This is a genomic window from Mycobacterium sp. 663a-19 (assembly GCF_035616495.1).
GTDB lineage: Bacteria > Actinomycetota > Actinomycetes > Mycobacteriales > Mycobacteriaceae > Mycobacterium.
Genome location: NZ_JAPJAV010000004.1, coordinates 322,225 through 334,941, shown reverse-complemented (window position 1 = coordinate 334,941; position 12,717 = coordinate 322,225). Strand labels below are relative to the sequence as shown.

13 protein-coding genes are annotated in these 12,717 nt (G+C 65.7%); 3 read left to right on the top strand and 10 right to left on the bottom strand.

Going from position 1 to position 12,717, the window contains the following annotated elements:
- The first annotated feature begins 2 nt into the window (after positions 1 to 2).
- Positions 3 to 2,579, top strand: a complete 2,577-nt coding sequence (locus OQ968_RS10240) for a sugar epimerase family protein (protein WP_324677283.1) — start codon at positions 3 to 5, stop codon at positions 2,577 to 2,579.
- On the opposite strand, the gene OQ968_RS10235 is transcribed toward OQ968_RS10240, so the two are convergent.
- The 9 genes from OQ968_RS10235 to OQ968_RS10195 form a co-directional block, all read right to left on the bottom strand.
- Positions 2,552 to 3,811 (bottom strand): cytochrome P450, encoded by a 1,260-nt coding sequence (locus OQ968_RS10235; protein ID WP_324677421.1) that lies wholly within the window; start codon positions 3,809 to 3,811, stop codon positions 2,552 to 2,554. The two genes, OQ968_RS10240 and OQ968_RS10235, sit on opposite strands and share 28 nt — an antisense overlap.
- Positions 3,811 to 4,248 carry a hypothetical protein gene (locus OQ968_RS10230; RefSeq protein ID WP_324677281.1) on the bottom strand — a complete coding sequence of 146 codons (438 nt, stop codon included), beginning with the start codon at positions 4,246 to 4,248 and terminating at the stop codon, positions 3,811 to 3,813. The genes OQ968_RS10235 and OQ968_RS10230 overlap by 1 nt, the downstream gene beginning before the upstream one ends.
- A gap of 13 nt (positions 4,249 to 4,261) precedes the next feature.
- Positions 4,262 to 5,317 (bottom strand): dihydrodipicolinate reductase, encoded by a 1,056-nt coding sequence (locus OQ968_RS10225; protein WP_324677279.1) that lies wholly within the window; start codon positions 5,315 to 5,317, stop codon positions 4,262 to 4,264.
- A complete protein-coding gene (locus OQ968_RS10220) occupies positions 5,314 to 5,742 on the bottom strand; it encodes a hypothetical protein (RefSeq protein WP_324677276.1) in 429 nt (142 codons plus the stop codon). Before OQ968_RS10220 ends, OQ968_RS10225 begins: the two co-directional genes overlap by 4 nt.
- Before the next feature lie 20 nt (positions 5,743 to 5,762).
- Positions 5,763 to 6,368: a hypothetical protein gene (locus OQ968_RS10215; protein WP_420715883.1), complete on the bottom strand. Its 606-nt coding sequence runs from the start codon at positions 6,366 to 6,368 to the stop codon at positions 5,763 to 5,765.
- 89 nt (positions 6,369 to 6,457) lie between these two features.
- Positions 6,458 to 6,586, bottom strand: coding sequence for a hypothetical protein (locus OQ968_RS10210; protein ID WP_324677272.1), 129 nt, complete (start codon positions 6,584 to 6,586; stop codon positions 6,458 to 6,460).
- Positions 6,587 to 6,599: 13 nt separating this feature from the next.
- Positions 6,600 to 7,382 carry a CbbQ/NirQ/NorQ/GpvN family protein gene (locus OQ968_RS10205; RefSeq protein WP_324677270.1) on the bottom strand — a complete coding sequence of 261 codons (783 nt, stop codon included), beginning with the start codon at positions 7,380 to 7,382 and terminating at the stop codon, positions 6,600 to 6,602.
- Entirely contained in the window at positions 7,379 to 8,908 is a 1,530-nt protein-coding gene (locus OQ968_RS10200; RefSeq protein WP_324677268.1) for a MorD protein, read from the bottom strand. The genes OQ968_RS10205 and OQ968_RS10200 overlap by 4 nt, the downstream gene beginning before the upstream one ends.
- A 136-nt stretch (positions 8,909 to 9,044) precedes the next feature.
- A complete protein-coding gene (locus OQ968_RS10195) occupies positions 9,045 to 9,740 on the bottom strand; it encodes a hypothetical protein (RefSeq protein ID WP_324677419.1) in 696 nt (231 codons plus the stop codon).
- A 269-nt stretch (positions 9,741 to 10,009) separates the two neighbouring features.
- On the opposite strand from OQ968_RS10195, the gene OQ968_RS10190 reads away from it, so the two are divergent.
- Positions 10,010 to 11,110, top strand: a complete 1,101-nt coding sequence (locus OQ968_RS10190; RefSeq protein WP_324677266.1) for a dihydrodipicolinate reductase — start codon at positions 10,010 to 10,012, stop codon at positions 11,108 to 11,110.
- 4 nt (positions 11,111 to 11,114) lie between these two features.
- On the opposite strand, the gene OQ968_RS10185 is transcribed toward OQ968_RS10190, so the two are convergent.
- Positions 11,115 to 11,714: a TetR/AcrR family transcriptional regulator gene (locus OQ968_RS10185; RefSeq protein WP_324677264.1), complete on the bottom strand. Its 600-nt coding sequence runs from the start codon at positions 11,712 to 11,714 to the stop codon at positions 11,115 to 11,117.
- A gap of 211 nt (positions 11,715 to 11,925) precedes the next feature.
- Between OQ968_RS10185 and OQ968_RS10180 the strand changes: the two genes are divergently transcribed.
- Positions 11,926 to 12,714: an SDR family NAD(P)-dependent oxidoreductase gene (locus OQ968_RS10180; protein WP_324677263.1), complete on the top strand. Its 789-nt coding sequence runs from the start codon at positions 11,926 to 11,928 to the stop codon at positions 12,712 to 12,714.
- Positions 12,715 to 12,717 lie beyond the last annotated feature (3 nt).

The following is a 12,717-nucleotide window of genomic DNA, read 5'->3' as shown; positions in this document are numbered from 1 at the left end:
CCGTGAGAGTCGGGGTCACCGGGGCCAGCGGTGTGCTCGGCCGCGGCCTCGCCGCCCGACTGCTCAGCCAGGGCCATGACGTCGTCGGAATCGCCCGGCATCGGCCCGAAAGCTGGCCGACCGTAGCCGATTTCGCCGAGGCGGACATCCGCGACGCGGAAGCGGTCAAGCGCGCCATCGCCGGTGCGGAGGTCGTCGCGCATTGCGCGTGGGCAATCGACAGCGAGCAGGTCAATATCGGTGGAACGCTCAACGTCCTTGCGGCGACGGCGGAATCCGGAACGCGGCGCATCGTTTTCCCGTCGTCGGCGCACGTCTACGGCGGGGGAGACGCGCCCAATACCGAGCATGACGCGAGAACCCCCGTCATTGCCGACGGCCGGCACAAGGCGCGCGTCGAGCAGCTGCTCGAGGATTCGGACCTGGAATGGGTCGTCATCCGCTCCGCGCTCATCCTTGGCCGCAGCGTCGACAACTGGGTGCGCCGGGTGTTGGCATTGCCGGCGTTTCCCGCCGCGGCGGTCGATCGGCGCATGCAGGTTGTCCACCTCGACGACGCGCTTCGGCTGTTCAATCGTGCGATCGTGGACACAGAAGTCGGCAGCGGCCCGGTCAATCTCGCCGCACCGGGCGAATTGACCTTCCGGCGGGTTGCCGCGGCGCTCGGGCGCCCGATCGTGCGGTCGGGCATACGACCCGCCGAGCTGCAACTCGTGCAGAGCGCGCCGTTCATGGATACCGCGCGGTTGCGCGAACAGTGGGAATTCCGACCGGCGTGGAACTCCGCCGAGTGTGTCGAGGATTTCGCCATCGCGGTACGGGGCCGGGTCACCGTGGGCAAGCGGGTGGTGTCGCTGCCCTGGCGGATGACCAATGTCCAGGAGTTGCCCGCCGTCGACGCCCCGAGCGAGGACGGCGTGAAGCCCAATTGGGCTGGCCCGGCGGGGGATAACGGGGAGTTCGACACCCCGATCGATCCGCGCTTTCCCACTTTTCTGGCCACCAATTTGTCGGAGGCATTGCCCGGCCCGTTCTCTCCGGCATCGGCCTCGGTGACGGTGCGCGGGCTGCGCGCCGGCGGCGTGGCGATCGCCCAGCGGCTGCGACCGGGCGGCGTCATCCAGCGCGAGATCGCGATGCGAACCGTCGCGGTGTTCGCCAACCGGCTGTACGGCGCCATCACCTCGGCGCATTTCATGGCCGAGACGGTGCCGTTCGCCAAACCCGCGACGATCGTCAGCAATAGCGGATTCTTCGGCCCAAGCATGGCGTCGTTGCCCATCTTCGGTGCGGAGCGTCCACGCTCCGAAACCGGCCGTCTGCGAAGGCAATTGCGGACCGTGCGCAATATCGGGGTATTCGGAGTCAACCTGATCGGCCTGTCCACCGGGTCGGCCGACGACACCCACGAGTTCGTCGCCGATGTCGATCGCCTGGAAGGCCTGGCCGGCGACGACGTCACCCGGCTCGACGATCGCCGGCTGCTGAGCCTGATCGCGTTAGCGCGTGACGATGTGGTGCACGGCTGGGTGCTGGCATCGGCTTCGTTCATGCTGTGCGCCGCGTTCAACGTGTTGTTGCGCGGTTTGTGCGGGCGAGACACCGCCGCGCCGGCGGGACCGGAACTGGTCAGTGCGCGATCGGTCGAGGCGATGCAGCGGTTGGTGGTCGCCGCACAGCGCGACCCGAAAGTGACGGCGCTGCTTGCCGAACCGGGGGAGCGGCTGGGCAAGCTGGCGGTCGAGGCGCCGGAGTTTCACGCCGCGGTGCTGGCCGAGCTGGCGCTGATCGGGCATCGCGGCCCGGCCGAACTCGAGATGCTGTCGAGCAGCTACGCGGACGATCCCGAATTGCTGGTACGCATGGTGGCCAGAGCGATGAGCGCACCTCCCGCACCGCAGCCGGAACCCGCCCGGATCCCACTGCGGGCCAAGCCCATTGCGCGCCTGGCCGGACGTCAACTTCGCGATCGGGAAGTCCGTCGCGACAAAGTTGTGCGGGCCAACTGGGTGCTGCGCAACCTGATGCGCGAGTACGGGCGCAGGTTGGTCGAGGCCGGCGTCTTGCAGACCGTCGACGATGTGTTCTATCTGCTGGTCGACGAGCTGGATGCGCTCCCCGCGGACGTAGGGGGTCTGGTGGCCCGGCGCCGAGCCGAACGGAGCAGGCTGGCCACCGTCGTTCCGCCGACGGTGTTCAGCGGCAGCTGGCAGCCGACCGCAACGACGTCGGCGGCCCTGGCCGGCGGGGACACCCTGCGCGGTGTCGGCGTCTGCGGGGGACGGGTGCGGGGCCGCGTCCGCATAGTGCAGCCCGAGACGATCGACGACCTGCAGCCCGGCGAGATCCTGGTCGCCGAGGTCACCGATGTCGGCTACACCGCCGCGTTCTGCTACGCCGCGGCCGTGGTGACCGAGCTTGGCGGCCCGATGTCACACGCGGCGGTGGTGGCCCGCGAATTCGGCTTCCCGTGCGTGGTGGATGTTCAGGGGGCCACCAAGATTTTGCCGCCCGGCGCCCTCATCGAGGTCGACGGCACGACGGGCGAGATTCACGTGCTCGAAGCACCGACCCCCTGAGCGAACTCGATGTGCAAACTGGTGGGGCCGCTCATGCCGAGAAGCGGCCTCCACGGCGGGTTTTCGACACACCGTGGGTTCGGCAGCCGGCGGGCAAGGATCTTGAGCGCCTCGGAGAGTTCGCGCCTCGCGAGGTTCGCGCCCAGGCAGTAGTGAGCCCCGCCGCCGAACGTCAGGATGGGCGGCGGATCGTTGCGGGTGATGTCGAAACGCGTGGGGTCGTCGTAGATGGACGGATCTCTATTGGCGGCATAGGTGTTCACGATGATGAACGTGCCGGCCGGGAACGTGTAGTCGCCGATCGTGACGTCGTCGGTGACGCTGCGCAGGGTGCTGCACATCGACGGGGAGTGGCGCATGGTTTCCTCGACGGCGTTCATGCCGAGGTCGGGCCTGTCGCGAAGCAGCGCCCACTGTTCCGGGTGCTCGCACAACACTTGCATCGAGGCCGCCAATTGCGTACGGGTGGTGTCGGTTCCCGCCAGCAGGATGCTGAACGCCAGCATCCTGACTTCACCGGCATCGAGCCGGTCGCCGCGATCTTCGGTCCGGATGAGTTCGGAGAGTAGGTCGTCGGTCAGGGCCTTGCGCCGATCGGCGATCATCCCGTCGATGTAGTCGTCGAAGGCATCCCAGGCCTTCAGGACCTTGGGCTCTTCCTCGGCGAGATTGCAGTCGAAGCTGACTATCTTGAATATGTCCTCCGCCCATTTCGAGAACAGTTTCCAGTCCTGCCGCGGCGCACCCAGCAGGGCGCAAATGACCGGGATCGGGTACGGGCGCGCGATCGCCTCGACGAATTCACAACTCCCTTCCGCGACAACGGTATCGGCGAGTTCGTCGATGACGGCGTGGATCGTCTCGTCCATGCGCGCGGTCGCCCGTGGGGTAAAGGCCCTCGACACCAGGCCGCGCAGCCGACGATGTTCGGCGCCCTCCATGCAGAGGATGCTGCGCACCACCCGATCCCACAGCTCACCCGACGTCACGCCGTGCGCGGTGAGGTGAATGCCCGGGGGAATCCCGAACCGCGGGTCGCCCAGCACCGTTCGAGCAAGTTCGTAGGAAAGCACCTCGGGCCCGACGGGACCCAGCGCGATGGGCGCCACTCGCTGGGCCGCCCGAAACTGGGGATAGATCTGCTGAGGCGTGTCCGTGACGTCGTAGTCCAGTACCGGTAGCCCGGCCTCGAAGACACTTGGCTTCGCCGCACCGACGGGTCCGTCGACGATCACGGGATGTCCGTCGCCAGAAACGTCAGCGGAAGGCCGAACACCGACAGGTCGACCTCGTCGAGATGGGAGCCCTTACCGGCAAGGCTCTGCCGGAAGCGCGTTGTCGCCCCGTAGCGCTCGGCGACCGCTTCGGCCGTCGAGGCAGCCGGAACTCGCAGCACCACGGTGTACACGCCGTCACCGTGACGCTCGAGGAATTCGTTCACCGACGCGGCCACCGCCCCGGCCGACCCCGGAATCGGGCTGATCAGCTCGATACCGCGATTCCAGTCCAGGCACACGTGCAGGCCCAGCTCGGCCAATTCGAAGTCCTCGAAACCGAATCCGAGATCGGTGAACATTCTTGTCACGTCCGCGTGCCGATGCGGCGCCACGGCGAACACGACGTGATGGAGCAGCGGCGACGAGTCCGGTGTGGCTGATTCTTCAGGCATCGAGGTCTTCCTCTCAAGCGTTGGCGCTCAGGACTCCACGCGGAAGCAGCAGGGGCAGGTCGTTGTAGGTGGCGATGCCAGGGCGGGCCGCGACGACGGCGGGAATCGCGGTGATCGCCGGCATGGCGACGATCGTGAGACCCATCATGATGTAGTCGTCCAGCGTCTCGCCCTGAAAGTCCGGCGGTGGAAGGAAACTCAGCGTCGTCTTGATGGTGGGCGTGCCTTGCACCTCGATCGTGTAGCCCATGTCGAGCTGCCAATCCGGTTCCAATGTCTGGCCTTTGCGCCAGCGCCCACGGATCTCGATGACATCTCGGCCACCGGCGATTCCGTTCCAGCTGACATCCACCCCCGCCACACAGCCCTTCGGGATCGTCCAGTCACCCGGCAGCTGAAGATCCTGGGTGGTCTGGGCGTACTCGGCGTCGCAGCGCACCTCGTCGAGCTGCACTCCGAGCGCGTCGGCGATCAGCAACACGCCGTCACGGAAGATGCCCGAACCCTTCGCGGTCATGGCCTTGAGATCTGGCTGATCGATGGGATAGCCGAAGCCCATTGGTTTCTCGGTCGCGGGCGAGTTGTAGATCGTGGTGTCGATGGCTTCTACGACGGACACCTTGTCCACGCGTTCGGAAAGCCCGGCCGACACGATGGCCAGCAGCTGAATGAAGCCGGGGTTGATGCCGCTGCCGAAGATGGTGGAGCCGCCGGCTTCGCATGCCCCGGCGATGCGCTCCCGACCGTCGCCCAGGAAGTGGCCGGTGACGAACTCCGACGTGGACACCACGTTGACGCCCGCGGACAGGATGCGGACCAGCTCGTCGACGTCGGCGAACATCGGGTTGTAGACCACACAGTCGGGCTCGAGCGCGAGCAGGGCCTCAACGTCGTTGGTGGCCTTCACGTTCAGCGGTTCGATACCGCACAGCTCGCCGACGTCGCGGCCGATCTTGTCGTCGGACCACGCATAGCATCCGACGAGCCGCAAGTTCGGGTTCGCGGCGATCGCCCGCACCGAGCGCTTGCCGACGTTGCCCGTCGTCCACTGAACGACGCGGTAGGTCATGGGTGCGGTGTCGCGTGCTGTTGGGCCGCCTGGCGGGCGAGCCTTTCGTTGTGGATCCTGACCAGTTCGCGGAAGCCCAGCCGGTGGTACTTCGGTATCGGCTGAATGCCCCACACGTCCTGCGCGGTGGCCTTGCCCTCGGCGCCCTCAGGCGGACCGAAGGGTGGGTAGGGGTACTTGCACTCCAACGTGTCGTTGGAGTAGCGGATCTTCAGTAGCTCGCTGCAGATCTCGGTGAGGCTGAGCGTGGGGTAGCCGTAATAGACCGCCATGAACGGCAACGTGAACGCGCCCTCGATCACCAGTGCGACCAGGCACACCAACACGGCCCGCTTGATCCATTTGTGCATCCGCGCGTAGTACGGCGTCGTGCCCGGCTCGAGGTCGTCGGAATCCGCGGCCTTGGTTGGTGAGGATTCGGTCATGGCAATGCTCCTAAACCTGTTCAGTCGGTGAAGATTTCGCGGTTGACGGTGTGCAGGTACGGGATCGCGAGGAAGGGGGTGATGTAGAAGATGTCGTAGAGCCACCAGCCGACGACGGGGAACACCACCCCGGCGTAGCGCACGTCGGCGAACATGGTCATGTTGAACACATAGGCCGACCAGATCACCACGCCCATCCAGCAGGTGACCACCATCCACTGATGCCCCCACCGCTTCATCTGCAAAAACCCGATCGCCGCGGCCACCCGCATGGAGAACACCGTGAGGATCAGCCCCGCCACATAGGCCTTTTCGCCCGGTCCCGCCGCGCCGCCGACCCACAGCTCGTTGTAATGCCAGAAGTAGCCCGCGTCGAACATGTTGCCCCACCCGACCATCAGCACGCGGTTGATCAGCGTGTGGTTGGCGACCAGGTCCAGGGCCCAGCCCAGGCTGTTGAGCATTCCGTCGATCAGGACCAGGTAACCGATCAGGGTCACGATCATCGGCCGAACCGACAGGCCGGCGCGCAGGGCTTGGCGCTGCAGCCAGACCCCACGCATGAAGATGGGGAATCCGATCAGACCCGGAGCCCACATGCCCATCAGGGCGGCGCCGGCGATCATCCACTTGTCGGCACGCCGCTGCGCCTGGCGGGATTCGTCGTGGTGGTCCTCGAAGCTGACCGAGCTTGCCGGCTGCGCCACAACAGGTTTCACAAGTTCCACCACCCGCGGGCGAAGGACATGTACAGCTGGATGCCGAACATCACCGCCAGGTAGCCGTAGATGAATATCTGGAAGACGATGAGTGCCCGCTTACGTTTCCGCTCTTTCAGATCCATGCGTTGCTCCTTTCTAGGGTGCGGTCGCCAGGCTGGCCGCCGCGACCTCACGCAGACCGTCGGTGACCGCGTCGTCGGTGCTCAGCGGCGCGAGTATGCATGCGTCGGCCGCGTCCAATTCGGTTGCGCCGGAGGCGATCAGGTGTGCGGCCGTGACCAGCACCCTGGTCGACGGAGGCTCGAAGTGAAAGGCCTCGTCGGCGGTGCGGATCGCAACGGCGCATCCGACCAGCCGTCGCGCCGCGGCCATGGGGATTCCGGCCTCGGCGACGATCACCTCGGCCTCGCGTTCGGGCGGCAGATAGGTCATCGTGAGCGTGACGAACCGTTGCCGGAACGACGGTTTGAGCTCCTTGAGCGAGCTGCGATACGCCGGGTTGTACGAACACACCAGCATGAACTCGTCGGGCGCCTGCACCACCTCGCCGGCGCGGTCCAGGTACAGCGAACGCCGGTGATCGGTGAGCGAATGCAGGATCGCCAACGAGTCGTGGCGGGCTTCGACGACCTCGTCGAGGTAGCAGATCGCGCCGGCCTTGACGGCCCGCGTCAACGGGCCATCGGTCCACACCACGTCGCCGCCGGTCACCATGAAGCGGCCGACGAGATCGGAGCTGGTGAGATCGTCGTGGCAGCTGATGGTGACGACGGGCCGCCGCAACAGCACGCCCATGTGCTCGACGAAGCGCGTCTTGCCGCACCCGGTCGGACCGGTGAGCATCACGGGCAGCCGCCGATGGAAGGCCTGCTCGAAAAGCTGGACCTCGTTGCCGTTTGCGAGATAGGTATCCGTCATGCGGCCACCAGCTCCCGATGGACATGGGCCAACACCCGCGGGAGTTCCTCGACCCGCCGAATCCGTTGAGACCGCCGCGGCCCGAAAACCTCCGGGAGGGGATCGACTTGCGTCGGTCCCACGCCCACGTAGTACGTCGACACACCGGCATCGTTGGCCTCCTCGACGGCGTGTGCCGCATCCGCCCAGGCGTAACGGCCCTCGTAGCCCTCGTCGGAGATCAGACCGTCGCCGATCACGATCAGCAGACGCCGCTCGGAGGGCTGCGCCAGCAGTCGGCTCGTCAAATGGCGAAGTGGCGCACCGAGTCTGGTGTATCCGCGGGTGGACAGTCCCAGCCCGCTCGGCTTCACGAACCCGCGGTCTTCGAAGTCCTTCAGGCAGTGCACTTCGACTCGATGACGGGTGTTGCCCGTGAACACAAAGACGCCGTGGCGTTCGCGCGCCAGCGTCATGGCACGCGACAGCGCGTCGGCGCAGGCGAGTTCCAGCCGGAAGATTCGCCCACCGTGCACCCCCAGCGACGAGCTGCCGTCGAGCAGCAGAGCCGTGGTGACGTCGCGGCCGCTGGGCAGCAGGTCGCGGAATATCCGCGGCTCCTTGGCCTCGCCGGTCGTCAGATCGATGTAGTGGCTGACGTATTGGTCGACATCCAGGTCGGAGCCGTCTTCGAGGCTGTTTGTCATCGCACGATGGGTGTGCTCTTCGAACCACTTGCGCACGTCAACGGTCACGGGCGCGGCAGGACCGATGCGCCGGGTGTCTGCGGTTTCGACGACGGCGACGTGGTCGCGCATGAATCGCTGCGTCCACACGTTCCATTCGGGATAGGGGATCCCGGGCCGGTGTTGTGGAGTGACGTCCAAATCATTGTCTTGCGGTCGGCTCGGCGGCGGCAGGTTGGGGTTGCGGACGCCGCCGTCGCCACCGACGGGAACCGAGTACGGCCGCGGCAGGCGCTGCTGCGTTGTGGTCCATGGCATCCTGCCAAAGCTGCGTCGCAATCTGTCGGTCCATCCCCGCGGCACCGTGTAGGCCAGCGGCAGGTTGCCCAGCAGTGGATGAACCGTCAATGCCCGCCCGGTGGCCGCCAAAGCGATCGCCCGGTTGAGCATCTCGCCGGCGTCCATGTCCCCGGCCCGGGCATCGAAGTCCGGCAGTAGCCGTTGCAGCTCGGGTAGCAGGCCGGGCCACCGCGACGCTATCCAGCCAAGCGCGACGCCGCCCTCGACAATCGCGAGCGCCCGCAGCTCGCGAGCGGACAGCTCGTTCAGCCGATATGCGGTGACGCGCTCCTTCGACGGCGAGCATTGCAGGGCCACACCGCATGTCAGGGTCCTGCGTGTCCAGCCGGACGGGGCGGGGTAGGGGACATGAACGAAGGTGAGCGCGGCATTCAGACCGAAGGCCCGGCGCTCGCCGGTGACGAGCCGGGCACCCTCGCGACGTTGCTCACTGAGCGCGACCGCCGTCACGGCGCAGCTTCGCTCGAGCGTCATCGCATCCGCATGGGAACGTTCAGTCATTGGCCGCGCTCAAAACGTGCCGATGTTGGAGAACAGCCAATACCAGAACCAGATGATCAGGCCGGTGCCGCCCCACGCGGCGACGTAGCGCAGGATCTCCCAGACATAGCCCATCTGACCTCCTCATCAAAGGTATTCAGTCGGTGAACATTTCGCGGTTGACGGTGTGCAGGTACGGGATGGCGAGGAAGGGGGTGATGTAGAAGATGTCGTAGAGCCACCAGCCGACGACCGGCAACACGACGCCGGCGAAGCGCACGTCGGCGAACATCGTCATGTTGAACACGTAGCCGATCCAGATCACCACGCCCATCCAGCAGGTGACGATCATCCACTGGTGGCCCCAGCGCTTCATCTGCAGGAAGCCGATGGCGGCGGCGATGCGCATGGTGAAGACGGTCAGGATGAGGCCGACCTCCCAGGCCTTTTCGCCGGGGCCGGCCGCGCCGCCGACCCACAGCTCGTTGTAGTGCCAGAAGTAGCCCGCGTCGAACATGTTGCCCCAGCCGTTCAACAGCACGCGGGCCAGCAGGGTGTGGTTTGCCACCAGGTCAAGCGCCCATCCCACGGTGTTGATGGCCGCGTCGATGATGACGAGGTAACCGAGCAACGTGACCAGCATCGGCCGGACCGAGAGCCCATCCCGCTGCGCCCGGCGCAGCAACCGCACACCCCAGAGGAACAGCGGCAGCCCGAAGACGCCCAACGCCGCCGTCCCGATCAGGAGGCTGCCGGAAATGAGCCATTTGTCCGCCCGGCGCTGGGCCAGCTGCGATTGCTCCGTGTGCGCGTCGAGCGCCAGCCCCGGCAGCGCAGAGCCGCGCTGTTGCAGCTTCGACGGATTCACAAACCCTCCCCGTCATCGAAGATCAAACAGGTGCGAGCACTATAACAGGCTGACTGTAGTCAGCATAAGAGCACGCCGGAGCAGCGCGGTGGGCCGTGCTTATGGCTCCCTGACAGAGATTTCCGAGTCAGGCCGGCCTGCTACTACTGACAACAGTCAGGCGCTGAATCGTTGACACTCACGTCGCGCAGCGCCTACGCTCAGCGGGCGCTCAGCCGCGTCATGACGCTGTGGGTGTATGCAGAGGAGTAGCGATGACGCTCGAATCGCCGGCCGAGAAGAAGTATCGCGTAATCCAGTGGGGCATGGGCAATGTCGGAACGGTGGCGCTGCGCCATTTTGCCCATAACCCCGCCTTCGAGGTGGTCGGGGTGCTCTGCAATCGGCCGGAAAAGGTGGGTAAGGACGCCGGTGAGCTCGTCGGCACCGCGCCGATCGGGGTGCTCGCCACCACCGACAAGGCGGCGATCGAAGCGCTGGACGCCGATTGCGTCTTCTACGCGCCGCTGTGGTCCGACCCCGACGAGGTCTGTCGCCTGCTGCGCGGCGGCAAGAACGTCGTCGCCTCGGGTGGCGCGTGGTGGTATCGAACCGAACACAGCAAGGCCGACATCGACAAGATCGACGCCGCCTGCCGCGAGGGCGGTACCTCGTTCCACGCGGGGGGTGTCAACCCGGGTTTCGCCGGGGACCTGCTCGTGTTGACGCTGGCCAGAATCGTCAGCCGGATCGACGCCATCCACATCTACGAGGTGGTGAATTTCGGCAAGGACACGTTGAAGTACCTGCACGAGATGGGGATGGGGAGCGATCCCGAAGAGTTCTTGGCCGGGCCGAATCTGCTGGGAAACGCGTGGCCCTTGTTCGCGCAATCGATGGCGATGGTGGTGGAGGGCTTAGGGAAGACGGTCGAAAAGTACACCACGGACGTCGAACTGGGGACGGCGATTCGTGACATCCCCTACGAAGGGGGGCCGACAAGTGACATGCCGGGCTTCAGAGGCGTGATCAAGAAGGGCACCGTCGCCTCCCAGCATCACAAGTGGACGACGTGGGTCGACAACAAGCCGCTCATCACCTTCCACGAGATGTACACGATGGACGAATACGATGCCATTGAGCCGCAGCCCGATTGGGGCGGGCACTATCATTACCGCATCGTGATCGAGGGCGATGAGCCCACCGAGCTGATCCTCCAGGCGCCGGCCGATCCGCAGGGCAATTACCCCAAGCCGGGCTACACCTGGACCGCGATGGGTCCGGCGAACACGGTTCCGGCCGTCTGCGAGGCTCCGCCGGGGTTCCTCACCCACAGGGAGCTCGGGCTGGTGCCGTTGCGCGGCCTGGTGCGCTAGTGACTCAGGGCGCCATGCTTCGCAATGTCCTCGCGACGTAGTCCTCCAGCAGATCATGGCCGGTCGGCCAGTGGCTTGTGGTGATCAACAGGGAGTAGAGACCCAGCAGGAAGAACACCGCGCTGTTCATGGGATTGACTTGCGGATCCGTCTCGCCGCGTTCGCGAGCAAGCGCGATCTCCTGGGCGACCAACACGATCAAGGGGTGATCGGTGCCGTCCTCGACGGGTGGACGGGTTTGGGAGAAGTGCAGCGCGAGAAAGTCATTGAACAGCCGATCGCCCAGTCGACGTTCCAGCCCGACCACCAGGCGGACGGCCTCGTGTAAAGCGGCCGCGAGATCGTGCTTGGACTTCAGGAACTGCGCGAACTGCTTGGCGATGCGGTCCTCTTCGCGGCGCTCCAGCTCCAGCAGAACATGCTCCTTGGTGGGGAAGTGGAAGAAGAAGGTTCCGTGGGCGACCCCCGCCGCAGCCACAATCGCGCTGACGTCAGCCTCGGCCATTCCGGCCCTGGCGAACTCGGCGATCGCGGCGCCCATCAATCGCTCCCTCGTCTGCAGGCGCTTTGCCTCCCGTGCAGACAACCTGTCCGTCACAGCCATCTCGTTCCTAACTGTTGACCCGACTCATGTGAGAGTTCCGAGGGCACTTGAGCCATTATGACGTGCGTCCGCTAGAAAAGCTTGTATGCCTTGAGCATCGTTACGTTACACCACGGCGACGCCAACCCGGACCCCATGATTTCATTGACTTTAGTCAGGTTGCATTCTTACAGTGAACGGCGCACACATCACTCGGCCGAGGGAGCCCGGCATGGCGTTGGAACAGTTCCGGCTGGACGGACAGGTCGCGATCGTCACGGGCGCCGGGCGCGGTGTCGGGGCGGGCATCGCCCGGGTGTTGGCGGAGGCCGGCGCCACGGTTGTCGGGACCGCTCGCACCGAGTCCGAAATCGTCGGCTCGATCAAGGGCATCGAGGATGCCGGTGGCAAGGGACTGGCGCTGGTCGCGGACGCGATGAGTCGTGCCGATGGCGAGCGCGTCGTGAACACCGCCATGGAACGATTCGGCCGCATCGACATTCTCGTCAACAATGTCGGTGGCTCCACCTACGCGCGGTTCCTGGACATCACCGACGAAGATTTCCGGCATACCTTCGACTGGTGCGTGACGTCCGCCTTCATCATGAGTCAGCTGGTGGCCCCGCACATGCTCGATGCCGGGCGCGGTTCCATCGTCAACATCTCGTCGGGTTCGGCCCGGTTCGGGATTCGGGCGCTGACCGCGTATTGCGTCGCGAAGGGCGGCCTCGAAGCCCTGACGCGTGCCATGGCCCAGGAGCTCGCGCCGAAGATTCGCGTCAACGCCATCGCGCTTGGTTCGTTCGCCACCGACGGTCTGCAGAGCAGCCTGGACCTGATGCCGGGGTCGCTGGAAAAGATGAAAGAGGCCACGCCGCTGCATCGTCTGGGCGACGTCGAGGATCTCGGGAGGCTGACGGTGTACCTTTGCACGCGCGATTGTTATGCGACGAACGCGATCTTTCACGTCGACGGCGGCATCGACTCGAACAATTCGCCGCTGCCGATACCGGACTACTGAGGG